A 23855-nucleotide genomic window follows, 5' to 3' on the forward strand; every position below is an offset into this window, starting at 1 on the left:
TATGATGCTTTTGGATGCGCAGGCGGCGGGAGGGATCTGATACAAAATCGTTACAAAAAATTAATAAACAAAACCATACCCCTATGATATAATCGGGGATATCAGAAGAAAACCAACCCATGGAAGCCGCCGTACACGGCGCGGGTCATCGGAAAGGAAAGAGAGCGCAAATGAAAAAAATAATGCCAGTGATCGCGGCCCTGGGGCTGATCGCAGTGTGTGTACTGGGATTTTTCGGGTACAGGGCGGCCAGAAAGTATATCCCCACAAAGGAAATGGCAGATCTTAAGAGCTTTTATGGGGTGAGCGGGGAGGATACGGCGATCCTTTATAACCAGGAGCTCCAGGAGGCCAGGGGACTTTATATGAACGGCCAGACCTACCTGCCCATTTCCTGGGTCAACGAGCACATAAATAAGCGGTTCTACTGGGACGGTACGGAAAATATGCTGGTCTACGCCCTGCCGGACCAGATCGTTTATGCCGATGGGGAAACCCAGGGGGCCAATGGGAAACCGCTCCTTCTGGACAGGGAGGACGGCGTCTGGCTGGCCCTGGGGCTGGTCAATAATTATACGGACGTGGAGATCCTGGCCTTTGACAGCGGGGACGTGAAGCGGGTATTTGTCACAGACTGGGGAACCCGGAATATGGCCGCAGTGAAAAAGTCTGGAAAGGTCCGGGTCCGGGGAGGGGTAAAGAGTCCCATTGTGACAGAAGTGGAGAGGGATATGCAGGTCGCTGTCCTGGAATCCATGGAAAAGTGGTCAAAGGTGCAGACCCCCGACGGCCACCTGGGCTATATCCAGAATAAATGTCTGGATACGCCGGAGCCCCAGGCCTTTGAAGGGACGGCCGAGCTTCCGGAGTATTACGGCACGCCCATGGATGAAAAGGTAGTCATGGCCTGGCACCAGGTGACCAGCCGGGAGGGCAATGCCGGGCTAAACAAGCTCCTGGAAAAGACAAGGGGCGTCAATGTGGTGTCTCCCACCTGGTTTGCATTAACGGATAACGAAGGAAATTACAGCTCCCTGGCAGACCAGGATTATGTAAAGGCGGCCCATGATAAGGGGATCCAGGTCTGGGCGCTCCTGGACAATTTCAGCGGCGATGTCCAGTCGGAGAAGCTCCTGGCCTCCACCTCCACCCGGAAAAAGCTCATTGACAGCCTAATGGCGGATGTGGAAAAATATGATCTGGACGGCCTCAATATGGATTTTGAGGGACTGAAGCAGGAGGCGGGCGTCCATTATGTGCAGTTTTTAAGGGAGCTTTCCATCCCCTGCCGTCAGAAGGGCATCGTGCTGTCGGTGGATAATACGGTCCCGGCAGAATTTAACAAGTTTTATGACCGTAAGGAACAGGGGATCGTGGCAGATTATGTGGTCATCATGGGCTATGACGAGCACTACAATGGCGGCGCCCCCGGCTCGGTGGCGTCCCTGGGATACGTGCGGGACGGGATCGAGAATACCTTAAAGCTGGTTCCCAGGGAAAAGGTGATCCTTGGAGTTCCCTTCTATACAAGGGTATGGACGGAAACGGATGAAGGCGTAAAATCCTCGGCCCTGGGGATCGAAGAGGCAAAAGCATGGATCGAGGCCAATCATGTGGACCTTTACTGGCAGAAGGAGCTGGGGCAGTATTACGGAGAGCTTCCTCTGGAAAACGGGATCAAGATGGTCTGGATGGAGGATGAGGAATCCTTAAAGCTGAAAATGAACCTGGCCCGGGAGAATGACCTGGCCGGTGTTGCCTGCTGGAAGCTGGGCCTGGAGGACGAAGAGGCCTGGACCGCCATTGGCTGGGATTGATCCCCGGCCCTGAAAAACAGTTCTTTTTTCGTCTCCCTGCGGATATACTATTAAAAAACGCATTTGGGGACAGGTGGAATGAAGAGACTGGCCATGGAGGAGCTCTGCGGGCTCATCCTTCTGCTCATGGTATTTCTGGCGGCAAAATATGGGAGCGTCCAGGTGGTCTCCGCCCAGGCGCAGAAAAAGGAACAGCCGGTGGTCGTGGTGGACGTGGGCCATGGCGGCAGGGATCCCGGAAAGGTGGGGATCGACGGAAGTCTGGAAAAGGACGTGAACCTGGCTATCGCTCTGAAGTTAAAAACATATCTGGAGCAGTCGGATGTAAAGGTGGTCATGACCCGGGAAACGGACACGGCTCTTTATGGGAAAGAGGACTCCAGAAAAAAGATGGCGGATATGAGGGAGCGGTGCCGGATCATCGAGGAAAGCGGCGCGGATCTGGTGGTCAGCATCCACCAGAACAGCTATCACCAGGAGGAGGTTTCCGGCGGCCAGGTCTTTTACTATAAGTCGTCGGAGAAGGGAAAACGGCTGGCAGAGATCATCCAGAAACGGTTTGACTATGTACTTGGGGAGCAGAACCGCCGCCTGGCCAGGGCCAACGGCAATTATTATCTTCTGCTTCATGTGAAATGCCCCATTGTGATCGTGGAGTGCGGCTTTTTAAGCAACCGGAAGGAGGCGGCCCTGCTGCAGGATCCGGAATACCAGGACCGGATGGCCTGGACGGTCCACATGGGGATCATGGAATATCTGGGAGGAAGTGCGTAATGGCGCAGATGGAACTTGCAGTTTTAGATTTTATCCAGGAGCTTTTCCGGAATCCGTTCATGGATTCCCTGATGCCGGCGGTCACCAGTCTGGGAGATGCCGGCTTTCTCTGGATCCTTCTGGGACTGGCTCTTTTATGCAGCAGGAAATACAGGAGGACCGGGGCGGCAGTACTGCTGTCCCTGGCGGCGGATCTGGTGATCTGCAATCTGCTTCTTAAAAATATGGTGGCCAGGGTCCGGCCCTGCGACTTAAACCCGGCAGTCCAGCTGCTGATCGCCCGTCCGTCGGACTTTTCTTTCCCGTCGGGCCATACGGCGGCAGCCTTTACGTCGGTCTTTTCCCTTTACCGGGAAAACAACTGGCTGTGGAAGCCGGTCCTGGTCCTGGCGGCGGTCATTGCGTTCTCCAGAATGTACCTGTACGTCCATTTTCCCACGGACATCCTGGGAGGCGTGGCCGTGGGCTGGGTATGCGCCCTGGCGGGACAGGCCGTATCCAGGCATTTATTTCCTTCAGTATGACCAGGAAATAGTCCTTGCTTTTTTATTTCCCCTGCACTATAATAGCCTTGTAATTAAATATGTTCTTCGGGGCGGGGTGAGATTCCCCACCGGCGGTGACAGTCCGCGACCTGCCAAATGCAGCTGATCTGGTGAAATTCCAGAACCGACAGTATAGTCTGGATGAGAGAAGAAATTGTGTGACTTGGAGTTTATGGCCCCGGACTTATTTTATTGGTCCGGGACTTTTTTATTTACGCGGTCAGCGAGCCGGAGGCAGCCAGTCCCCGGTCCTGCCGGAAAACTCCATAGGTTGCAGCAATTCCTCTGTACACGGGCAGGCCTTTACAGTCCGGCCTGGCAGCTGAAAGAAGGACAAAAACAGTACAAGGAGGAACTACATTTATGAACCAGAAAAAGAGATTATCTGTAAAAACTGTGGTGCTGATCGGCATGTTCGGCGCCCTGGCGGCCGTTCTGGAGACCTTCCAGATCCCGGTGCCCTTTGCACCGCCGTTTTATAAGCTGGATTTCGCCGAGACTCCGATCATGATCGGCGCCTTTGCCCTGGGACCGGTCCCTGCTATCCTCATGGAGCTGGTGAAGAACCTGCTGAAGATCCTGATCAACGGTACGACGACCATGTACGTGGGAGACCTGGGGAACTTCATCGGCGGCTGCGCCTTTGTGCTTCCAGCCTCCATCCTGTACCAGAAGCACCGCACCAGGAAGATGGCCATGGCAGGCCTGGGACTTTCCGTTCTTACTGGCGTTCTTACGGCCATTGTGGTGAACTGCTTCTTAACGCTTCCGCTGTACGCCAACCTGATGTTCGGCGGGATCGAAAATATCATCTCCATGGGAACGGCCATTAACCCGGCCATCACCAACCTGCCCACCTTCGCCGTGTTTGCCATCGTTCCCTTTAACCTGTTAAAGCTGGGAATGAACGCAGGGATCACGGCCCTGGTGTATAAAAAGGTCAGCGTGATCCTCCATGTGGGCGCGCCTGTACGGGAACCGCGGACATCCGTGGAGAAGGGATGATCCTATGGTACGGTATTACAGAGAGCTGACGCGGCTTGAAATGGAAGCTGTGGATAAAGAGGAGACCGTAGTACTGATCCCCATCGGGGCCCTGGAGCAGCATGGAAACCAGTGTCCCCTGGGTACTGACGAGATCATTTCCGAGGCCGTGGCCAGGCGGATCAGGGAGACCCTGGACCGGGAGATCCCCGACTATCCCATGCTGATCTTCCCCCCGGTTCCTGTGGGCCTCAGCACAGAGCATGTGAATTTCTGCGGCTCCATCACTTTAAAGCCGGATACCTTTTACCATGTGCTGGAGGATATCTGCCGGGGGCTTTTCCGCCACGGCTTTAAAAAGATCGCCATGCTGAACTGCCACGGCGGAAATACTCCCATCATCCAGGTGCTGAGCCGGGAGCTGCGGAGCGAGCTGGGGCTGGCGGTCTTTATGATCAACTGCGGCGTGTTTTTCGGGAACCAGGCGGTGAAGGACACGGTGACGCCTGGAAACGTGTGGGACTTCCATGGAGGCGAGATGGAAACGTCCATGATCTTAGCGGAGCGGCCGGAGCTGGTGAAAATGGAGACGGCCCAGGCGGGGATCCCGAGAAAATTCATGGGAAATAGAAGCCTTACGGTCTACGGCCCCATTACCCTGGGCTGGGTATCCGAGGAGTGGGAGACAGAGGACGGAACGCCCATCGGCATCGGCGGGGACCCCAGAGGGGCCACGGCAGAAAAGGGCGAGCAGATATACCAGAGCTTTGTGGGATCCATCGTGGACGGATTAAAGGAGATCCGGCGGTGGAAGGACCAGTAGGCACAGGCCGGAGAGGTTTTCTCTCTCCGGTCTCTTTTTATTTCATGGGAAATGTGATAAAATGCCCATAGCGGAGAGACAGGAGGAAGAAAACGATGGACGACGAGAAAGCATTATGGAAAAAATGTGCCGAGTTCCACGGCCATGAGTGCGGCGGGCTGACCATTGGCTATAAAGCGGCCCTGTACGCAAAGGAGCTGCTGGATCTGGATTTTTCTGAGGACGAGCAGGTGGTGTGTATTTCGGAAAACGACGCCTGCGGGGTGGACGCCATCCAGGTGATCCTGGGGTGCAGTGTGGGAAAAGGGAATCTTTTGTTCCATATCTGTGGAAAACAGGCGTTTTCCTTTTATGACCGGGGATCCGGAAGGTCCGTGCGGCTGGTATTAAAAGAAAAGCCCAGAGAGATGACAAAGGCCGAGTCCTTTGCCTATTACCAGGCCTGTGAGCCCAGGGAGATGTTCGATGTGAAGGAGACCTTCCTTGCGCTGCCCCGGAAGGCGGAGATCTTCGGATCCGCCCGGTGCGGCTGCTGCGGAGAGATGACCGGGGAAAAATGGCTCCGGGAGGCAGGCGGGAAAAAGCTGTGTCCGGACTGTCTGGCACGTCTTTCCGGGAAATAAGCATAAGAAAAACATCCGGACACAGTCCGGCTGATCTTGGGAGCAGAAAATGAAAACAAAGGTGATTAAAATAAAAGATAAAACAAGACCGGAGGACGGGGAGCTTCTGGAGGCAGCAGAGATATTGAGAAGCGGCGGCCTGGTGGCCTTCCCCACCGAGACGGTCTACGGCCTGGGAGCCAACGCCCTGGACGAGGCGGCGGCAAAAAAGATCTATGCGGCCAAGGGGCGTCCGTCGGATAATCCGCTGATCGCCCATATCTCGTCCATGGAGGAGCTTCCGGCCCTGGTGCGGGAGATCCCGGAGGCGGGAAGGAAGCTGGCGGAAAAATACTGGCCGGGCCCGCTGACCATGATCTTTCCGAAAAAGGATGTGGTGCCCTATGGGACCACAGGCGGGCTGGATACGGTGGCGGTCCGGATGCCGTCGGATCCGGTGGCGAACCGGCTCATAAAGCTGGCTGGTATTCCGGTGGCAGCGCCCAGCGCCAATACCTCCGGGCGGCCGAGTCCCACCCGGGCGGAGCATGTGATCGAGGACATGGACGGGAAGATCGAGATGATCCTGGACGGCGGCCAGGTGGGCATCGGCGTGGAATCCACCATTGTGGACGTGTCCGGCCCGGTTCCCACTCTTTTAAGGCCGGGAGCCGTCACTCTGGAGATGCTCCGGGAGACCCTGGGCCAGGTGGAGGTGGATCCGGCGATCCTGGGGCCGGTGAAGGGCGATGTGAAGCCCAAGGCGCCGGGGATGAAATACCGGCACTATGCTCCGAAAGCGGATATGGTCCTGGTGGAGGGAGCCATGGAGGACGTGGTGGACTACATCAACCGGGAGGCGGCGAAAGCCATGGGAGCCGGAAAGAGAGTGGGGATCATCTGCACCAGGGAGAGCAGGGACCTGTATCCCCAGGGACTTCTGGAGGTCATCGGCAGCAGGAGCCAGGAGGAGACGGTGGCCCACAACCTGTTCGCGGTGCTGCGGGATTTCGATGACCGCCAGGTGGACTGTATTTTTTCCGAGAGCTTTTCCGAGGACCAGCTGGGCCAGGCCATCATGAACCGGCTCTGCAAGGCAGCGGGATATCATATTGTGAAATGCGGCGGGCCGTCGGAGGAATAGGCGGCATACCGGTAAAAATGGAGGGCATCATGTCAGAAAAAAGAAAAGGCTATATTACATGGGACGAATATTTCATGGGCGTCGCAAAGCTGTCGGCCATGCGTTCCAAGGATCCCAGCACCCAGGTGGGGGCCTGTATCGTCAGCGAGGACAATAAGATCCTGTCCATGGGCTACAACGGCTTTCCCAAGGGCTGCTCCGATGATGAATTTCCCTGGGGAAAGGGCGACCCGGACGATTACAACGATAAATATTTATATGTGACCCACAGCGAGCTGAACGCTATTTTAAATTACCGGGGCGGGAGCCTGGAGGGGAGCAAGCTGTACGTGACCCTGTTCCCCTGCAACGAGTGTGCCAAGGCTATCATCCAGGCCGGGATCCGGACCATTATCTACGAAAGCGACAAGTATGCCGATACCCCCGCCACCCGGGCGTCCAAGCGGATGCTAAATGCGGCGGGAGTCCGGTATTACCAGTACAGCCCCACGGGAAGAAAGATCGAGTATTATGTGTAAAAAATTTCTGCTGGCGGCAGTGAACGCCAGATATATCCACTCCAATCCGGGCGTTTACAGCCTGCGGGCCTTTGCAAAGGAACGGCTTCCGGAGGCGGAGATCCAGATTGCGGAGTATACCATCAACCATCAGATGGATCGGATCTTACAGGACATTTACAGGAAAAAGCCGGATTTTGTCGGCTTTTCCTGTTATATATGGAACATTTCCCAGGTGTATGAGCTGGTCAGGGACTTAAAACAGGTATTGCCGGAAACGGAGATCTGGTTGGGCGGGCCGGAGGTGTCCTATGACAGCGGCAGGATCCTTTCCCAGGAGCCGGAGATCCGTGGGATCATGCGCGGAGAGGGGGAGCTGACCTTCTCCCAGGTGGCGGAAGCGTACCTGGCAGCGGAGGACCGTCTGGCGGCAGAGGATCCAGAGGACAGGCTCCTGGCCCGCCTGGAGGGGATCCTGGGGATCACCTACCGGGACGGCTCCGGAGAGATCCGTGAAAACGGTCCCCAGCGCCTCCTTTCTATAGATGAGATCCCATTTTATTATAAGGATATGGCAGGCTTTGAAAACAGGATCGTTTATTATGAGAGCAGCCGCGGCTGTCCCTTTTCCTGCAGCTACTGCCTGTCCTCCATCGACAAGTCGGTGCGGTTCAGGAGCCTTTCTCTGGTGAAAAAGGAGCTGGATTTCTTTCTGGAAAGGAAGGTCCCCCAGGTAAAATTCGTGGACCGGACCTTTAACTGCCGGAGGGAGCATACCCTGGGGATCTGGAAGCATATCCTGGATCATGACAACGGTGTCACCAACTTTCATTTTGAGGTGTCGGCGGATCTGTTCGACCAGGAGGAGCTGGAAATGATCGGCCGGATGCGGCCCGGACTCATTCAGCTGGAGATCGGCGTCCAGTCCACCAATCCGGATACCATCCGGGAGATCCGGAGGAAAATGGACCTTACGAAGCTTGAGGCCGCTGTGGACAGGGTCCATGGATACCGGAATACCCACCAGCATCTGGATCTGATTGCCGGACTGCCCTGGGAGGGGCTGGATTCCTTTTTACAATCCTTTGACGACGTGTACCGTATGGAGCCGGACCAGCTCCAGCTGGGCTTTTTAAAGGTGCTGAAGGGCTCTTATATGGCATCCCAGGCCGGGGCCTACGGCCTCCGTTACCGGATGACGCCGCCCTATGAGGTATTGTCCACCCGCTGGCTCTCCTATGGGGATGTGATCCGGTTAAAGGCCATGGAGGAAATGGTGGAGGTCTATTATAACAGCGGCCAGTTTTCCAATACCTTAAAGCTTCTGGAGCAGGAATATCCCTCTCCGTCGGAGCTGTTCCTGGATCTGGCCGCGTATTATGAGGACCATGGCTTTGCCGGCCTGAGCCACAGCCGAATGGCCAGATATGAGATCCTTTATGGGTTTATAAAGGAGAGGGAGGAAAGGAAAACGGGCCATGGACAGACCGGGGAGGCCGCTTCGGACACATGCCTTTCAGCCTTTCGGGACCGGCTCATGGAGGATCTGTATTTAAGAGAAAATGCCAAAAGCCGTCCGTCCTTTGCCATGGACCAGGGGCCCTTTAAGGACAGGATCCGGGAGTTTTTCCAGACCGAGGAGCAGGAAAGAAGGTGGCTTCCGGCTTATAAGGATCATGACAGCCGCCAGATGGCGAACATGGCCCATTTAGAGGCCATGGAGGACGGGAGCTTCCTCCTGTTTGATTACAAGGAACGGGATCCTTTATGGAAAAATGCCCGGACCTTGCGGTTCACATATGAAGAAACATGTGCAGGCACAGAAAGAGGAGAGTATGAGAGAATCAAAGAAGGCCAGAGCAGAACGGGTGGACGCCATCCTGGCGCGGCTGGACGCGGAGTATGGCACCGAGTACCGCTGCTATCTGGATCATGAAACGCCCTGGCAGCTCCTGATCGCCGTGATCTTAAGCGCCCAGTGTACCGACGCCCGGGTCAACATCGTCACAAAGGAACTGTTTAAAAAATACAGGAGCCTGGAGGATTTTGCGGCGGCAGAGCTTTCGGAGCTGGAGCAGGACATCCACTCCACGGGCTTTTATCACATGAAGGCAAAAAATATCATTTCCTGCTGTAAGGATCTGGTGGAAAAGCACGGAGGCACCGTTCCCAGGGAGCTTTCGGAGCTGACGGCCCTGGCGGGAGTGGGAAGAAAGACGGCCAACGTGATCCGGGGCAATGTATACGACGATCCAAGCATCGTGGTGGATACCCATGTGAAGCGGATCTCAAAAAAGCTGGGGCTCACAAAGGCTGATGATCCGGAGAAGGTGGAATATGAGCTGATGGAGGTGCTGCCAAAGGATCACTGGATCCTATGGAATATCCATATCATCACCCTGGGCCGCACCATCTGTACTGCCAGAAATCCCAAATGCAGCCAGTGCTTCTTACGGGAGCTGTGTCCGTCGGCAGGAGGTATGAAGGGATGATGGCAGAGCGGGAGAGGAATATAGTGAATGCGGCAGACTCCTATGTGGCCATTGATCTGGAGACCACAGGGATCGGGGCAAAGCGGGAAAAGATCACGGAGATCGGCATGGTGAAGGTGGAAAACGGAGCGGTGACAGATACGTACCATACCCTGGTGAACCCAGGCCGTCCCATACCGGAGCACATTACGGAGCTGACCGGGATCGACGACGATATGGTAAAGGACGCTCCCATGATCCAGGACGTGATCGGGGAGGTCATCGCCTTCTGCGGAACGCTTCCGGTCCTGGGCCACCAGATCATGTTTGACTATGGCTTTCTGGTCCAGGCGGCGGTCAATGGGAAGCTACGGTTTGAGCGGTCCGGCATCGACACCTTAAAGCTCTGCCGGAAATTCATGCCGCCGGAGGAAAAGAAGAACCTGGCGGCGGCCTGCGCCTATTTCCATGCGGCCCAGGACACGGCTCATCGGGCCCTTTCAGACGCCATGGCGGCCCACGAGCTGTACCAGGCCATGAAGCGGCTGCATCTGTCCGGCAATGAGGATGCTTTTGCGCCCAAGGTCCTCCAGTACAAGGCAAAAAAGGAAAGGCAGGCTACCCAGAGGCAAAAACAACACTTGCATGATCTGCTAAAATATCATAAAATAGAGTTGACTGTCCCCATAGATTCCATGTCGGGAAATGAGATCTCCAGAGTGACCGACCGAATTATCTTTACCCATGGAAGGATTCCGGAAAATGAGAGGGGCAGGGATAAGAAACCGGAATAAAGATAAAATGAAATAAAAGAGGTGAAAGTCATGATAAATATGAATAATAAAAAAACAAAGAAGATCATCTCCACCATCGTTGTGGTCCTGGTGGTTGCGGCTATGGTGATCCCCATGATCCTGGGCTCCTTAATGTCTATGATGTAAAAGGAGAGGGATATGAGAAAATATGTATGGAGTACAGGTACGGCTGCGATGATGGCGGCCGGCCTGTTTTTTGCAGAGCCATTTCCTGCCCAGGCTGCGGAACCCATGCCGGCGGGAGTCTCCGTGGACGGAGAGAGCCTGGAGGGGCTCACTGAGGCCGAGGCGGAGGAGCAGGTGCAGAGCCGGGTGGACGAGAAGCTGGCCCGGGAGGTCGCGCTGACCATCGGGGAAATGTCCTTTGCGGCCAGCTCCGGCGATCTGGGCATCGCCTGGAAAAATGAGGACCAGGTGAGGCAGGCCTTAAAGGATGCAGAGGTCAAAGGCAATCTGATCCAGAGATATATGAAGAAAAAGGATCTGGAAGCGGAGCCGGTGGATCTGGAGCTGGAATTTTCCGCAGATCCGGAGAAGATCTCTGCGTTTGTGGATGCGGAATGTAAGGACGCGGTCCGGGAGGCCTCTGATGCCTCCATTACCAGGGAAAACGGTGAATTTGTACTTACCCCGTCAGTGGTGGGGACCACCGTGGATCCGGAGGCCACAGGGGCAGCCATCGGAGAGGCTGTGAGCCAGGCAGACGGCGTTTCGGGAACGGTCTCTGCTGCTGCAGTGGTGACAGAAAAGCAGCCGGAGATCACCACAGAGGAGCTGTCCTCTATTAAGGACGTGCTGGGGACCTTTTCCACCAGCTTTAAGACCAGCGGCGCTTCCCGTTCCACCAATCTCCAGGTGGGAGCGGCCAAGATAAATGGCCGGGTGCTGATGCCGGGGGAGGTGCTGTCGGGATATGAGTGCATGCAGCCCTTTACGGTCGCCAATGGCTACCGGGCGGCCACGGCCTATGAGAACGGGCGGTCTGTGGACAGCATCGGCGGCGGCGTATGCCAGATATCCACGACCCTTTATAACGCTTCTCTGCTGGCGGAGCTGGAGATCGTCCAGAGGCAGAACCATTCCATGACCGTGGGATATGTGAAGCCGTCCATGGACGCGGCCATTGCCGGAACGTATAAGGATATCAAGATCCGGAATCCATACGATACGCCCATTTATGTGGAAGGGGTCACCTCCGGAAAGACGCTGACCTTTACCATTTATGGAAAAGAAACAAGACCGGCAAACCGGACCCTGAAATTTGAGTCTGTGACGCTCCAGGTCATGGGAGCCGGAGCGCCCATTGAGCAGGTGGACAATTCCCTGGCCCCGGGAGCCAGGGTCAAGGTGGACTCCGGCCATACGGGTCTTAAGTCGGAGCTTTATAAGTGCGTATATGTGGACGGAGAGCTGAAGGAGCGGACCCTTTTAAATAAGGATACGTATAACGCCTCCAGGCCCATTTACCGGGTGGGACCGGCGGCTCCGGCAGTAACGGATCCAGGTGCAGCGGTGCCTGGAGCGGATCCGGCGGCTCCGTCCGGCGGGACTTCAGAAACGCCTGCGGGAACCACACCTCCGGCAGTGCCGGAGACCCCGGCGGCGGAAAATACGCCTCCGTCGGAGGTTCCGCAGGGGCCGGGCTATACGCCTGGTCCAGGGATGCCCGGAGACCCGGCTGGAAACAGCAGTCCGGGAGGAAATGAAGGACCCGGCCAGAATGCGGGTCCTGGAGGTCCTGGAGCAGAGAACGGCGGCGGAGCGCCTGGCCCCGGCGGTGAGCCGGGACCTGGGAATCCAGCCGGACCGGGAGCATAGGAGAGTCGGAATGAGAAAGATCGAGCGGGAACCCCATGGCAGGGGACGCTTTGTGCCGGGCCAGGATCTGGTGGTGGCCGGATGCATCGGCAAGGCGGGAGCTCTGGCTGCCATGGAAAAGAAAAAAGAAGCGCTGGAGGCCAGATTCCATGGCGTATTTCTGGACCGTCTTAAAACGGCGGCGGAGAGATCTCTGGATCTGCCCCAGGAATTTTTTGAGGATCCTGGCGTAACTGAATGGGAATATGTGGAGGAGGGCGGCATTCTGGCCGCCCTCTGGAATATATCGGGGGCCTATGAGCAGGGGATCTCATTTTCCCTTCTGAAGATCCCGGTGAGCCAGGAGATCATAGAGGTATGCGAACTATTTGATTTAAATCCCTACCGTCTCCGTTCGGGCCATTGTATGCTGATGGTCTCAGACCATGGATGGGATCTGGCGGAACGGCTCAGGGAAATGGGAGCCGAGGCGGCGGTCATCGGAAAGGTGGAGCGGGGGATCGCCAGAAAAATGACGGGTCTTGGCAGCACCGGGTTTCTGGAGCGGCCTCAGCCGGACGAGGTATTAAAACTGGGATAAAAAAGCTGTCCGGAGGAAGATACGGGGAAGGCCTTCGGAAAATATGTGATGGATCGGGGACGGGGAAACCTGAGGATATAAGGAGGCGCGTTATGCGTGAAAAGATTCTGACCATTATGGAAAAAAACAGCCGGATCGATCTGGCGGACCTGGCCGCTCTCCTGGGAGAGAGCGAGATCGCGGTGGCCAATGAGATCGCCGATATGGAGAAGGAAAATATCATCTGCGGCTACCATACGATGATCAACTGGGACAAGACCGGGGAGGAGCTGGTGACTGCCCTGATCGAGGTAAAGGTGACGCCACAGAGGAATATGGGATTTGAAAAGATCGCGGAGCGGATCTACCAGTACAGTGAGGTGAATTCCGTTTATCTCATGTCCGGAGCGTATGATTTTACGGTGATCGTAGAGGGAAAGACCATGCGCCAGATCGCCCAGTTCGTTTCGGAAAAGCTGTCCACCATGAATTCTGTCTTGAGCACAGCAACCCATTTCATCCTGAAAAAATATAAGGACCATGGAACCGTCATGTGCGAAAGACCAGAAGATGAAAGGATGATGATCACCCCGTGAGAAACCCGTTATCAGAAACCATCACAGCCATCCCCCCGTCGGGGATCCGTAAATTTTTTGACATCGTAAGCGAGATGAAGGACGCCATATCCCTGGGCGTAGGTGAACCGGATTTTGACACGCCCTGGCACATCCGGGATGAAGGGATCTATTCCCTGGAGAAGGGGCGGACCTTTTATACGTCCAACGCAGGACTGAAGGAGCTGAAGCTGGAGATCAGCCGGTATTTAGAGCGGCGGTTTGACGTGGGCTATGACCCGGACCGTGAGATCATGGTCACTGTGGGAGGAAGCGAGGCCATCGATATTGCTCTCCGGGCCATGCTGGATCCGGGAGACGAGGTGCTGATCCCTCAGCCAAGCTACGTTTCCTATGTGCCGTGTACCATTCTGGCCGGAGGCGTTCCGGTGACGGTTGAGCTGGAAGAAAAGGACCGGTTCCGCCTCACAAAGGAAAAGGTGCTGGAAAAGCTCACACCTAAAACAAAGATCCTGGTGCTTCCATTTCCCAACAATCCCACCGGCTCTATCCTGGAGAAGGAGGATCTGGAGGCGATCGCCGACGTGGTCCGCGAGAAGGACCTGTTCGTGATCTCAGATGAGATCTATTCGGAGCTGACCTATGGGAGACATCACTGTACCATCGCGGCTCTTCCTGGGATGAAAGAGAGGACTGTACTGATCAATGGCTTTTCCAAATCCTATGCCATGACTGGCTGGCGGCTGGGCTACGCCTGCGCTCCGGAGGCGATCCTGAGGCAGATGCTGAAGATCCACCAGTATGCCATCATGTGCGCGCCCACCACCAGCCAGTATGCGGCGGTGGAGGCCTTAAGAAACGGAGACCGGGACGTGGAGGAGATGCGGGAGGCCTATGACCAGAGACGGAGGTTCCTGGTCAAGGCTCTGAGAGACATGGGCCTTGACTGCTATGAGCCCCAGGGGGCTTTTTACGTATTCCCCTGCATTAAAAAGTTTGGTATGAGCTCCGATACGTTTGCGTTGCGGCTTTTGGAGCAGGAGAAGGTGGCTGTGGTGCCTGGGACTGCCTTTGGAGACTGCGGAGAGGGATATCTGAGGATTTCTTACGCGTATTCGCTCCAGGACCTTAAGCGGGCCCTGGAGCGTATGGGCCGGTTTGTGGCCAGCCTGGAGGAAATGTAGAATGAATATTGTATTATACGAGCCGGAGATGCCGGCCAACACGGGAAACATTGGGAGGACCTGCGTGGCGACCAACACCAGGCTCCATCTGATCGAGCCCCTGGGCTTTAAGCTGAGTGAAAAGCATCTGGTACGGGCCGGTCTGGATTACTGGGACAAGCTGGATGTGACAGTATACAGTGATTTTGCGGATTTTTTAAAGAGAAATCCCGGTGCAAAGCTTTATATGGCCACCACCAAAGCACCGGCGGTCTATACAGATGTGAAGTATGAGCCGGACTGTTATCTGATGTTCGGCCCGGAAAGCCGCGGCATTCCGGAGGAGATCCTGGTGGAGTATCAGGAAACGTGCGTCCGGATCCCCATGTGGGGGGACATCCGGTCCCTGAACCTGTCCAATTCCGTGGCTGTCCTCCTTTACGAGGCGCTGCGGCAGAACGGGTTTGAGAAGATGACCATGGAGGGCCATCTCCACCGGCTGGAATGGAAGGAATAGGATTCTATATTTTAGGGGAGGTGCCGTATGCGTTACAGAAGACTGGGAAAGACGGAGCTGATGGTCAGCGAGATCGGCCTGGGAGCCGAATGGCTGGAGCGTCACAACGCGGAGGAATGCCGGGCAGTCATTGACCGGTGCGGGGAGCAGGGGATCAATATCCTGGACTGCTGGATGCCAGAGCCCAACGTGCGGAGCAACATCGGGGCAGCCATCCGGGGAAAGAGGGAGCGCTGGTTCATCCAGGGCCACCTGGGCTCCACCTGGCAGAACGGCCAGTATGTGCGGACCCGGGACATGGAGAAGGTGAAGGAGGCTTTTGCGGATCTCCTGGAGCGTCTGGGAACGGACTACATCGACCTGGGCATGATCCACTATGTGGACCGGGAGGACGAGCTGGACGCCATCGTAAACGGTCCGTTTTACGCTTATGCAAAGGAATTGAAGGAAAAGGGCGTGATCCGTCATATCGGTCTCAGCACCCACAACCCCAGAGTGGCGAAAAAGGCTGTGGAGCTGGGGATCGTGGAAATGATGCTGTTCAGCATCAACCCGGCCTTTGATCTGCTCCCGGCATCTGAGGACATGAATACATACTTTGCTGAGGAGTACGATAAGGCTCTGGGCGGCATTGATAAAGAGCGGGCAGAGCTTTACCGGCTCTGCGAGAAGAACGACGTGGGCCTTACGGTCATGAAGGGCTTTGCGGGAGGGCGGCTGTTTGATGCAAAGCGTTCGCCCTTTGGCGTGGCGCTGACTCCGGTCCAGTGTATCCATTACGCCCTTACAAGGCCGGCAGTGGCCTCCATCCTGGCGGGATATGATACGCCGGAGCATGTGGATGAGGCTGTTTCTTATGAAACAGCAACGGAGACGGAAAAGGATTATGCCAGCGTTCTGGCCTCTGCCCCCCGCCACGCCTACGACGGCCAGTGTACCTATTGCGGCCACTGTAAGCCGTGTCCTGCGGGCATCGATATCGCCATGGTCAATAAGCTCTATGATCTGGCCTCCATGCAGCCGGAGGTCCCGGCTTCGGTCCGTGCCCATTATGAGGCGCTGGAACGGACGGCTTCTGACTGTATCGGCTGCCGTGGCTGCGAGACCCGCTGTCCCTTCCATGTTCCCGTGGCAGAGCGGATGGAGAAGGCCAGGGCGCTGTTTGCGGAAGGGGAATAAAGCGGTATCCCTTTTAGACACAAAAGAAAGCTCCGGAGATGGGAACTCCGGGGCTTTTTGTGTGCAGCCATGATATTAAAATTTCATGCCAGCCTGCTGTGCTTTTCTATGATCCAATGCAAGCCCCATCAGCCGGTCTGTCTGATCGGCCATAAATAGAGGGATGTTCAGTACGTCATCGTCCAGCCGCAGGTTATCCAGGAAGAAACGGATGCGGAGTTTGACTTTATCCGGGAACAGCTCCTTGGATTCACGGGCTCTGGCCCTGCTTTCATCAAAGTTAAAATAAGCAGTATTTTCAAAGTAACGTCTGCCGGACTCTTTGAGGAACCAGGTCCTGTCTATCTGCTGGACTCCCTTCAGAATATAAAAATAATGATTGCCAGACAGGGAACCCTGCAATATAATGTCGATATGGGAAACCACAGAGCCAGGCGGCTTACCCTCTGATTTTTCGGAGGGGCTAACCCTCCAGACGAAAGAAAGGAGGGCCTGCCAATGTATGTTACATACTCTGACCTGATTCAGATTGGAATATTCATTGTTGCCCTTGTCGGTCTCATTTATGAGATTTTCAAGGGAAGAAAATAGCCGCCATTACTCGCAATAATGACGGCTGACCCTTTTCAGAGGGAATAAAGCATATTGTTGAGGGTAGGCCGTTTCTGTGGCTTTCCCTTTTTCTATCTTCAATATAGCACATCTTAAAAAGGATTACAAGAGAAAATAAGCTGTTGTTATCATCAGGTCACTTTCATAAACAATAATATATAGGGCAGGGGACCACCCGGATCAATACCTATGAAGGAGGAAGGCCGCAAAGGCTGTGAAAGAAGAAAGCTATGGTATTAAAATTTCATGCCAGCCTGCTGTACTTTTCTCTGATCCAATGCAAGCCTCATCAGCCGGTCTATCTGATCGGCCATAAACAGAGGGATGTTCAGTACGTCATCGTCCAGCTATTGCAGGGCATCCCCGCTGTCAATCAGGAATTCTGGGAACGCCATTGGACCGTTCTGCATGAAACTGACGACCTTAGGACATACTCATGCAACTATTTTTGTCCTTTATTGACGGGCATTTGTCCTGAATTTCCGATATACTCCCATATTTTTTGCACTATAAACATAAAAAATCATCACAAACAGGCTGAAAGGATGGTCAAACATAGTTTTGGTGTCAAATTCATGTAAGCAGATAGACTCTAACTAAAATCATGAAAATAGATTTATAAGAGCAAAATATTTGTTAGCATGAATATCAAAATAGCAGAACAAGGACAACGCGGTGCGGACCGGACAGTGTACATCGCCTTAACGCGGTCCGTGCGCTGGAAAAACATTCCAAAATAATGGCTCATCAGCAATGACCATTTGCGGATTGGGCGTCAGGAAAATGGAAATCTTTCCTTTTTGATGGAGACCACTAGTGATTTGATGATGAAAAAAGAATGTGGCAGAATAAAGACGATTATTTCATACTATTATTAATAATTCGTTATAATAAATCATATTAAGTTTTTTAAAACATATAAAACATCATACACACAAACAAAGATAAATATTTGGCGATTTTGTTGAAAAATACCAGCCATATATGATAGTATATGTACATATTTAGGAAAAGTAAGGAGGCAAAACCATATGGACAAAGCAAAACAGCAGATCGTGGAAACTGTCGACGCGGCCCGGGAGGACCTGCTTGCCCTGTCAAAAAACATCCATGACAACCCGGAGCTGGGCTTCCAGGAGTTTAAGGCCATGGGCTTTATCAGCGATACACTGGAAAAGCATGGATTTACGGTTCAGAGAGGCTACGGCGGCCTGGAAACATCCTTCCGCGCAGATCTTTGCGGAAGCGGCGAGGGGCCGACGGTGGCGTTCCTGGCGGAGTATGATGCCTTAAACGGAATTGGCCACGGGTGCGGCCATAACCTGATCGCCACCTGTTCCGTAGGCGCATTTCTGGGACTGGCGCCTTTGATGAAGGAGCTGCCGGGGCGGATCTCCATCATCGGTACACCGGCGGAAGAGGGCGGAGCCGGAAAGGTGAAGCTCCTGGCCAACGGAGCCTTTGACGATGTGGATTTTGCTTTGATGATGCATCCCTCGGGCGGTGGCTCCAACCTGGTAGGCCGGGGAGGCCGGGCGGCATGTACCGTAAGAGTGGACTTTACGGGAAAAGGAGCCCACTCCTCCGCTCCGCAGAACGGGATCAATGCGCTTAGCGCGGTGATCAGTGTGTTTAACCAGATCGACATGATGCGCCCCACATTTGATCCCCAGGATAATATCAATGGGATCGTTACCAACGGCGGTGCGGCGGCCAATATTATCCCGGCCAGCGCTGGCTGCGCTTTCTGTCTCCGGGCAGATACCATGAAGAGGATTGAGGTTCTGATCGACCTGATCAAAACGTGTGTAGCCAACGCGGAAAAGCTGACGGGAGCCAAAGGACAGGTGGCCTGGGATGATATTTCTGCTGAACGGTATCCCAGCCGGCCCATGTGTCAGGCGTTTAAGGACAATATGCATGAGCTGGGGATCGAAATGACCTGGCCGGACCCGAAAAAACAGTATGGCTCTTCGGATATTGGAAATGTGTCCATTAAGATCCCGGCGATCCATGATTATCTGTCCATCACGGATGATAAGACAATCCAGGCCCATACGGTGGAGTATACAGCTGCATCTGGTACGCCGGAGGCCAACGAGGTATGTCTGAAGGGTGCTAAGGGACTGGCTATGACCGGATACGATATTTTATCGGATCCGGATTTCCAGAAGGAGATCAAAGAGTATCACGATAAACAGATCCCGGATTTTTACAAACATTAACAAAAAGTAATGCAGACCAGGGGCGGAACAGGGTTTCTGCCTCTGGTCTTTGAGAAAGAGAGGGGCAGGGTATGGAGCTTTACCAACTGAGATATTTTGCGAGGGCGGCAGCTTATGAGAACATTTCCATGGCGGCCCAGGATCTTCATGTGACCCAGCCGTCCATCAGCAAAGCAGTGAAGGCATTGGAAAAGGAGCTCCAGGTGGAGCTGATGCGGAGAAATGGAAAATACTGTGAGCTGACCCATGAGGGCCGCCGGTTTCAGGCCAGGATCCTGCCAGTGCTGGCTGAGTTGGATGAAATCCCGGCAGAGATCCAGAACCGGAGAGCCAGGAAGCAGATACGGGTCAATGTATTGTCGGCCTCCTTTATGATGCCGTCCCTTATAAAAAAATACAGAGAGACTCATCCGGACGTTTTTTTCACTCTTCTGGACCGGAGGGAGGCGATCAACTGGGACATCTGTATCCGCAGTACGCTTCCAGAGGTGTTTTTCAGCAATGCTGTAAAACTCATGGATGAAAGACTGCTTTTTGCATGTAAAAAGGGGACAGAACTGGCAGAGAAGGAGCGTATCTCTTTAAGAGACCTGACAGATGTGGATTTTATTGTATTAAAAAAGGGAGGAAGCATCCGGGCGGTTTCGGATAAAAAGTTTAAAGAGCGTGGATTTATACCAAGAATTTCGTACGAGTGTGATAATCACTATATATTAAAACGAATGGTGGAAGAGGGGCTGGGAGTGGCTATATGGCCAGAGTATTCCTGGAGAAGGAAACTTGAAGAAGAGGATGATGGATCTGGTATATGCTTAAAACCATTAGATATTGCGGAATTTACCCGATCTTTATATTTGATACGGCAAAAAGATGTGAAATTAACGGAAAATATAGAAGAATTTATCGAGTTTACCATTGATTATTTTGATATGATAAAAAAATAACGGGTAAACTTTTAAAAATCAGAAAATATTCCTATTAAGAATGGATTGTATTCTCAAAAATTATTGGACAAACGAAGCATTCAAAATTATAATGAACTTATTAAAAAGCGCTTTTAAAAGGTCGAACCAGTAAAATGGCCGGGGTGTACGAACTCCCCTTTCTTTTGAAGGCGCTTTTGCGCGTTTTTAAAACAGAAGGGATGTGAGGGCAGTCGGCGGTGCAGTAAAAGGAGGCTCGTGAAAAGTATGATGAAAAAGAGATTTCGTGTAATGGCAGCGTTGATGGCAATGGCAGTTATGGCAGGAAGCCTGACCGGATGTGGTGGAAACAAAAATGCTCCAGCAGAAACGGGAAGTGCATCTTCAGGGACTGCGGCAGAAGGAAACAGCGGCGGAGCAGCAGGATCAAGTGAAATTAATGCTGCAAAACCGGCGGAAGGAATGGCATTAAAAGAAGATATCGTGATTGGAATGCAGTCCAAACACACAACTGTGGATGCTATGGATGCCAGCAATACCCAGCATAACTATATGTACCGTATGGTATATGATACACCGGTTCATTTTAATAATACAACAAAGGAACTGGAACCCTCTCTGGCAGAAGAGTGGTCCACAGAGGATGGTGGAAAAACATACATTTTCAAACTTCGGGATGGTGTAAAATTCCATAATGGAGAGACATTAAAGGCTTCAGACTTTGTTTTTACCTTTAACCGGATGGAGGGAACTACTTCCTGTAATGGTGTATTTCTAAAGGTAGAGAGCGTGGAAGCGGTAGACGATCTGACTGTAAAAATGACACTGGTAGATCCGAATCTGGATTGGCCTTATATGATGACTCTCCCAACTGCCAGCATTATGAACGAAAAGGCAGTTACGGATGATCCGGAGAAAGGACCGGCCGTAGGCACTGGTCCATGGATGGTTGATTCTTATGAGTTTGGAAACTATACAAAGCTTGTAGCATTTGAAGATAGCTGGAGAGGAGCTCCAAATGCAAAGAGCTTTACCTTCCGTTATATTCCTGAGGATTCAGCCCGTCTGATCGCACTCCAGAATGGAGAAATTGATATCTGTCAGACACCGGCTGCCATTGAGCTTGGAAGAATTGAAGAGGATCCGGCTCTGGATCTGATTTCTTACAAAGGCGGATCTCTGACATATATGGCTTTCAATACCCAGAAAGACCCTGCCAAAGACGAAAATTTACGTAAAGCAGTTGCCCATGCCATTGATATTGATTCCATCATCGCTGTTGCAGCGGAAGGCCGTGGAGAAAAGGCTACATCCTTCTGGGGATGGGATGAATTTGGATTCTATGATTGCGGCGGATATACAAGAGATCTGGATAAGGCAAAAGAATATCTTGCAAAGGCATTCCCCAACGGAAATGCCACCCTGGATATTTCTGTTGGAGCAGACCGTAAAACGATTGCTGAGATGATCCAGAGCCAGTGTAAAGAAATTGGCCTGACCATAAACATTGTTGAACTGGATTCTGCCGGAATCAGTACCACAACTACTAACGGTGAGCACCAGTCCTGTCTCTATGGTATGGGATTCAATATCTTCGGCGACGATGCAAGACGTATTTTACAGCCTGGCTCCGCAGTAAATAAGGCCCATTATGACAGCCAGGAGGTTATGGACTTATTAGATAAAGCAGTTGCAGAAGAGGATGAAGCAAAGAGACTGGATTATTATAAGCAGATTCAGGAAAATGTTTACGAACACGTTCCATATATTCCGATCTATTATGCAGACGGATTCATCGGCGTTAAAAAAGGAACTGGCGGAATCGATATCTACCCGACCAGCCACCATGATTTCTCCAACATTTTCGTTCCAGCCGAATAATTTCCGGATATAATATGTACATTTTTCGGAAAGAAGCGGCTCTTTGAAGAGCCGCTTCTTTTTAAAAAGCATTTTCCAGAACAGGAGGATGATGTATGCACCGATACATAATTAAAAGACTTTTATTAATGATTCCCGTTATCATTGGAGTTTCATTCCTTGTATTTTTTATCATGGATCTGGCTCCCGGCGATGCGGTAGATATCTTGGCTCCGGAGGGAGCGACAGCGGAGGATCTGGAAGCGATCCGTCATGATCTGGGTCTGGATCAGCCGGTCATTGTACGGTATGTAAAATATATGGGCGGTATGCTTCATGGAGATATGGGAGTTTCCTATGTATCAAAGACTGATGTATTCGATACATACATGGAAAAGCTCCCGGCAACGATCAAGCTTTCATTTGCATCGATCCTGGTTTCGATCCTGTTGTCGGTACCATTGGGAATTTATTCAGCTACCAGGCAGGGAACGGTCCAGGATAATATCAGTATGATCGTGGCTATGATCGGACTCTCTATGCCGAACTTCTGGCTGGGGCTGCTCCTTATCATTGTCTTTTCACTAAACCTGGGCTGGTTCCCGTCTGGCGGCGATCAGACCCTGTCCTCCATCGTACTTCCGGCAATTACCATAGGAACCGGGCTCATGGCTACCTTGACGAGAACGACCCGTTCTTCTATGCTGGATGTTTTAAAACAGGAGTATTTACGAACCGCAAGGGCAAAGGGAATCCCGGAAAAAATTGTAATCACATCCCATGCCTTGAGAAATGCGCTGATTCCGATCATCACGATTATTGGAACGCAGCTGGCCGGCGTATTGGGCGGAAGCGTTCTTACAGAAACAGTATTTGCTTGGCCGGGAGTCGGCCGCCTGATCGTGGACTCTCTGAATATGAGGGATACCCCGCTGGTTACAGGCAGCATTATTATGACAACAATTCTCCTTAGTATTATTCTGCTTCTCGTTGACCTGCTTTATGCAGTTGTGGATCCTCGGATCAAAGCACAGTATGTGGCAAAAAGGGGGAAAAAGAAACATGGCTAAAACCGTTGAAGCAAATGCTCCCAGAAAAGCACGCAGCCAGATGGGAGAGGTATGGCATCAGTTTAGAAGAAATAAAGGCGCTATGGTCGGTTCTGCCATTGTACTGATCATCGTATTCGTTGCACTGTTTGCAGATGTCTTCCTGGATTATGATACCCAGGTAGTAGGACAGAATGTTGCAGAGCGTCTTCAGTGGCCCAGCGCAAGGCACTGGTTTGGAACAGATGAGCTGGGACGGGATATCTTTTTCCGCGTACTTTATGGAACAAGATTTTCATGCTCCGTGGGACTGGTGGCTGTTACCATTGGTCTGGTGATCGGCGTAACCCTGGGAGCCATTGCAGGCTTTTATGGAGGAACCCTGGAGGAAGTGATCATGCGAAGCACAGATATCCTGGGAGCTGTTCCCAATATGCTGATGGCGATTGTTATCGTATCCGTTCTCGGACAGAGTATCTGGAATCTGATGCTGGCAGTGGGAATTACGAGCGTGCCGCAGTTTGTACGTATTACAAGGGCTGCGGTACTGACTGTGAGGAACCAGGAATATGTAGAAGCGTCGAAGGCCATAGGGTTATCAAACAGAAGGATTATTTTTAAGCACATTCTTCCCAATTGCCTGTCTCCGATCATCGTCCAGGCAACGCTCCGTGTGGCATCTGCTATTATTTCTGCTTCCAGCTTAAGCTTCCTGGGACTGGGTGTTCCTGCTCCGTCTCCAGAATGGGGAGCTCTTCTTTCCGGAGGAAGAAAATATATCCGTGATTATTCCTACATGACGCTGTTCCCAGGTCTTGCCATTATGATCACTGTACTGGCGCTGAATATGATGGGAGACGGCCTTAGGGACTCTCTGGATCCGAAACTTAAGAAATAGGAGGG

23 protein-coding genes, 1 pseudogene and 1 riboswitch are annotated in these 23855 nt (G+C 52.8%); of the genes and pseudogenes, 23 read left to right on the plus strand and 1 reads right to left on the minus strand.

Features of this window, described 5'->3' with window-relative positions; genetic code table 11:
* Positions 1–170: 170 nt before the first annotated feature.
* The 17 genes from ACI6NM_RS11475 (at position 171) to ACI6NM_RS11555 (ending at position 16283) form a co-directional block, all read left to right on the plus strand.
* A complete protein-coding gene (locus ACI6NM_RS11475) occupies positions 171–1817 on the plus strand; it encodes a glycosyl hydrolase family 18 protein (protein WP_262426589.1) in 1647 nt (548 codons plus the stop codon).
* Between the two features lie 78 nt (positions 1818–1895).
* Positions 1896–2591 carry an N-acetylmuramoyl-L-alanine amidase gene (locus tag ACI6NM_RS11480; RefSeq protein WP_262426590.1) on the plus strand — a complete coding sequence of 232 codons (696 nt, stop codon included), beginning with the start codon at positions 1896–1898 and terminating at the stop codon, positions 2589–2591.
* The gene (locus ACI6NM_RS11485) at positions 2591–3115 is read left to right on the plus strand and encodes a phosphatase PAP2 family protein (RefSeq protein WP_262426591.1); all 525 of its coding nucleotides are present in this window, start codon (positions 2591–2593) and stop codon (positions 3113–3115) included. The genes ACI6NM_RS11480 and ACI6NM_RS11485 overlap by 1 nt, the downstream gene beginning before the upstream one ends.
* A gap of 58 nt (positions 3116–3173) precedes the next feature.
* Positions 3174–3293, plus strand: a riboswitch (FMN riboswitch).
* A gap of 206 nt (positions 3294–3499) precedes the next feature.
* Positions 3500–4141: an ECF transporter S component gene (locus ACI6NM_RS11490; protein ID WP_215653692.1), complete on the plus strand. Its 642-nt coding sequence runs from the start codon at positions 3500–3502 to the stop codon at positions 4139–4141.
* A 4-nt stretch (positions 4142–4145) separates the two neighbouring features.
* Entirely contained in the window at positions 4146–4943 is a 798-nt protein-coding gene (locus ACI6NM_RS11495) for a creatininase family protein (RefSeq protein ID WP_022272750.1), read from the plus strand.
* A gap of 95 nt (positions 4944–5038) precedes the next feature.
* Positions 5039–5566 carry an FmdE family protein gene (locus ACI6NM_RS11500; protein WP_158357987.1) on the plus strand — a complete coding sequence of 176 codons (528 nt, stop codon included), beginning with the start codon at positions 5039–5041 and terminating at the stop codon, positions 5564–5566.
* A 49-nt stretch (positions 5567–5615) separates the two neighbouring features.
* Positions 5616–6689: an L-threonylcarbamoyladenylate synthase gene (locus ACI6NM_RS11505; RefSeq protein ID WP_022272748.1), complete on the plus strand. Its 1074-nt coding sequence runs from the start codon at positions 5616–5618 to the stop codon at positions 6687–6689.
* A gap of 29 nt (positions 6690–6718) precedes the next feature.
* Positions 6719–7207 (plus strand): deoxycytidylate deaminase, encoded by a 489-nt coding sequence (locus ACI6NM_RS11510; protein ID WP_022272747.1) that lies wholly within the window; start codon positions 6719–6721, stop codon positions 7205–7207.
* Entirely contained in the window at positions 7200–9122 is a 1923-nt protein-coding gene (locus ACI6NM_RS11515) for a B12-binding domain-containing radical SAM protein (RefSeq protein WP_262426592.1), read from the plus strand. The genes ACI6NM_RS11510 and ACI6NM_RS11515 overlap by 8 nt, the downstream gene beginning before the upstream one ends.
* On the plus strand, positions 9022–9678 hold the full coding sequence (nth, locus tag ACI6NM_RS11520; protein ID WP_215653764.1) for an endonuclease III: 657 nt from the start codon (positions 9022–9024) through the stop codon (positions 9676–9678). The genes ACI6NM_RS11515 and nth overlap by 101 nt, the downstream gene beginning before the upstream one ends.
* Positions 9675–10451, plus strand: a complete 777-nt coding sequence (locus ACI6NM_RS11525) for a 3'-5' exonuclease (protein WP_262426593.1) — start codon at positions 9675–9677, stop codon at positions 10449–10451. Before nth ends, ACI6NM_RS11525 begins: the two co-directional genes overlap by 4 nt.
* 159 nt (positions 10452–10610) lie before the next feature.
* Positions 10611–12290 (plus strand): VanW family protein, encoded by a 1680-nt coding sequence (locus ACI6NM_RS11530; RefSeq protein ID WP_262426594.1) that lies wholly within the window; start codon positions 10611–10613, stop codon positions 12288–12290.
* 10 nt (positions 12291–12300) lie between these two features.
* Positions 12301–12870 (plus strand): AIR synthase family protein, encoded by a 570-nt coding sequence (locus ACI6NM_RS11535; protein ID WP_215653687.1) that lies wholly within the window; start codon positions 12301–12303, stop codon positions 12868–12870.
* 92 nt (positions 12871–12962) lie between these two features.
* Complete coding sequence (locus tag ACI6NM_RS11540; protein ID WP_022272765.1) at positions 12963–13445, plus strand: Lrp/AsnC family transcriptional regulator; 483 nt, start codon at positions 12963–12965, stop codon at positions 13443–13445.
* A complete protein-coding gene (locus ACI6NM_RS11545; protein WP_262426595.1) occupies positions 13442–14608 on the plus strand; it encodes an aminotransferase class I/II-fold pyridoxal phosphate-dependent enzyme in 1167 nt (388 codons plus the stop codon). The genes ACI6NM_RS11540 and ACI6NM_RS11545 overlap by 4 nt, the downstream gene beginning before the upstream one ends.
* 1 nt (position 14609) lies before the next feature.
* Positions 14610–15104: a tRNA (cytidine(34)-2'-O)-methyltransferase gene (locus tag ACI6NM_RS11550; RefSeq protein WP_158357997.1), complete on the plus strand. Its 495-nt coding sequence runs from the start codon at positions 14610–14612 to the stop codon at positions 15102–15104.
* A 27-nt stretch (positions 15105–15131) separates the two neighbouring features.
* Positions 15132–16283, plus strand: a complete 1152-nt coding sequence (locus ACI6NM_RS11555) for an aldo/keto reductase (protein WP_262426596.1) — start codon at positions 15132–15134, stop codon at positions 16281–16283.
* A 75-nt stretch (positions 16284–16358) separates the two neighbouring features.
* Here ACI6NM_RS11555 and ACI6NM_RS11560 read toward each other — a convergent pair.
* A pseudogene (locus tag ACI6NM_RS11560) lies at positions 16359–16538 on the minus strand (hypothetical protein); the annotation flags it as partial.
* A gap of 243 nt (positions 16539–16781) precedes the next feature.
* On the opposite strand from ACI6NM_RS11560, the gene ACI6NM_RS11565 reads away from it, so the two are divergent.
* From ACI6NM_RS11565 to ACI6NM_RS11590, 6 genes are all read left to right on the plus strand, one after another.
* Complete coding sequence (locus tag ACI6NM_RS11565; RefSeq protein ID WP_316451080.1) at positions 16782–16874, plus strand: putative holin-like toxin; 93 nt, start codon at positions 16782–16784, stop codon at positions 16872–16874.
* A gap of 1052 nt (positions 16875–17926) precedes the next feature.
* Complete coding sequence (locus ACI6NM_RS11570) at positions 17927–19120, plus strand: M20 family metallopeptidase (protein WP_022272308.1); 1194 nt, start codon at positions 17927–17929, stop codon at positions 19118–19120.
* Between the two features lie 71 nt (positions 19121–19191).
* The gene (locus ACI6NM_RS11575; RefSeq protein ID WP_438500871.1) at positions 19192–20064 is read left to right on the plus strand and encodes a LysR substrate-binding domain-containing protein; all 873 of its coding nucleotides are present in this window, start codon (positions 19192–19194) and stop codon (positions 20062–20064) included.
* A 246-nt stretch (positions 20065–20310) separates the two neighbouring features.
* A complete protein-coding gene (locus tag ACI6NM_RS11580) occupies positions 20311–21924 on the plus strand; it encodes an ABC transporter substrate-binding protein (RefSeq protein WP_337811181.1) in 1614 nt (537 codons plus the stop codon).
* A 95-nt stretch (positions 21925–22019) separates the two neighbouring features.
* The gene (locus ACI6NM_RS11585) at positions 22020–22973 is read left to right on the plus strand and encodes an ABC transporter permease (RefSeq protein ID WP_022272305.1); all 954 of its coding nucleotides are present in this window, start codon (positions 22020–22022) and stop codon (positions 22971–22973) included.
* Positions 22966–23850, plus strand: coding sequence for an ABC transporter permease (locus tag ACI6NM_RS11590; RefSeq protein ID WP_022272304.1), 885 nt, complete (start codon positions 22966–22968; stop codon positions 23848–23850). The genes ACI6NM_RS11585 and ACI6NM_RS11590 overlap by 8 nt, the downstream gene beginning before the upstream one ends.
* The last annotated feature ends 5 nt before the right edge of the window (positions 23851–23855 follow it).

The sequence above is a fragment of the Pilosibacter sp. YYHA0881 genome, from assembly GCF_051602715.1.
GTDB classification, from domain to species: domain Bacteria; phylum Bacillota; class Clostridia; order Lachnospirales; family Lachnospiraceae; genus Alitiscatomonas; species Alitiscatomonas aceti.

What these genes read in the sequence shown, in the direction of transcription:
- ACI6NM_RS11475 (WP_262426589.1), top strand. Translation starts at nt 171, where the DNA reads ATGAAAAAAATAATGCCAGTGATCGCGGCCCTGGGGCTGATCGCAGTG.
- ACI6NM_RS11480 (WP_262426590.1), top strand. Translation starts at nt 1,896, where the DNA reads ATGAAGAGACTGGCCATGGAGGAGCTCTGCGGGCTCATCCTTCTGCTC.
- ACI6NM_RS11485 (WP_262426591.1), top strand. Translation starts at nt 2,591, where the DNA reads ATGGCGCAGATGGAACTTGCAGTTTTAGATTTTATCCAGGAGCTTTTC.
- ACI6NM_RS11490 (WP_215653692.1), top strand. Translation starts at nt 3,500, where the DNA reads ATGAACCAGAAAAAGAGATTATCTGTAAAAACTGTGGTGCTGATCGGC.
- ACI6NM_RS11495 (WP_022272750.1), top strand. Translation starts at nt 4,146, where the DNA reads ATGGTACGGTATTACAGAGAGCTGACGCGGCTTGAAATGGAAGCTGTG.
- ACI6NM_RS11500 (WP_158357987.1), top strand. Translation starts at nt 5,039, where the DNA reads ATGGACGACGAGAAAGCATTATGGAAAAAATGTGCCGAGTTCCACGGC.
- ACI6NM_RS11505 (WP_022272748.1), top strand. Translation starts at nt 5,616, where the DNA reads ATGAAAACAAAGGTGATTAAAATAAAAGATAAAACAAGACCGGAGGAC.
- ACI6NM_RS11510 (WP_022272747.1), top strand. Translation starts at nt 6,719, where the DNA reads ATGTCAGAAAAAAGAAAAGGCTATATTACATGGGACGAATATTTCATG.
- ACI6NM_RS11515 (WP_262426592.1), top strand. Translation starts at nt 7,200, where the DNA reads ATGTGTAAAAAATTTCTGCTGGCGGCAGTGAACGCCAGATATATCCAC.
- nth (WP_215653764.1), top strand. Translation starts at nt 9,022, where the DNA reads ATGAGAGAATCAAAGAAGGCCAGAGCAGAACGGGTGGACGCCATCCTG.
- ACI6NM_RS11525 (WP_262426593.1), top strand. Translation starts at nt 9,675, where the DNA reads ATGATGGCAGAGCGGGAGAGGAATATAGTGAATGCGGCAGACTCCTAT.
- ACI6NM_RS11530 (WP_262426594.1), top strand. Translation starts at nt 10,611, where the DNA reads ATGAGAAAATATGTATGGAGTACAGGTACGGCTGCGATGATGGCGGCC.
- ACI6NM_RS11535 (WP_215653687.1), top strand. Translation starts at nt 12,301, where the DNA reads ATGAGAAAGATCGAGCGGGAACCCCATGGCAGGGGACGCTTTGTGCCG.
- ACI6NM_RS11540 (WP_022272765.1), top strand. Translation starts at nt 12,963, where the DNA reads ATGCGTGAAAAGATTCTGACCATTATGGAAAAAAACAGCCGGATCGAT.
- ACI6NM_RS11550 (WP_158357997.1), top strand. Translation starts at nt 14,610, where the DNA reads ATGAATATTGTATTATACGAGCCGGAGATGCCGGCCAACACGGGAAAC.
- ACI6NM_RS11555 (WP_262426596.1), top strand. Translation starts at nt 15,132, where the DNA reads ATGCGTTACAGAAGACTGGGAAAGACGGAGCTGATGGTCAGCGAGATC.
- ACI6NM_RS11565 (WP_316451080.1), top strand. Translation starts at nt 16,782, where the DNA reads ATGTATGTTACATACTCTGACCTGATTCAGATTGGAATATTCATTGTT.
- ACI6NM_RS11570 (WP_022272308.1), top strand. Translation starts at nt 17,927, where the DNA reads ATGGACAAAGCAAAACAGCAGATCGTGGAAACTGTCGACGCGGCCCGG.
- ACI6NM_RS11575 (WP_438500871.1), top strand. Translation starts at nt 19,192, where the DNA reads ATGGAGCTTTACCAACTGAGATATTTTGCGAGGGCGGCAGCTTATGAG.
- ACI6NM_RS11580 (WP_337811181.1), top strand. Translation starts at nt 20,311, where the DNA reads ATGATGAAAAAGAGATTTCGTGTAATGGCAGCGTTGATGGCAATGGCA.
- ACI6NM_RS11585 (WP_022272305.1), top strand. Translation starts at nt 22,020, where the DNA reads ATGCACCGATACATAATTAAAAGACTTTTATTAATGATTCCCGTTATC.
- ACI6NM_RS11590 (WP_022272304.1), top strand. Translation starts at nt 22,966, where the DNA reads ATGGCTAAAACCGTTGAAGCAAATGCTCCCAGAAAAGCACGCAGCCAG.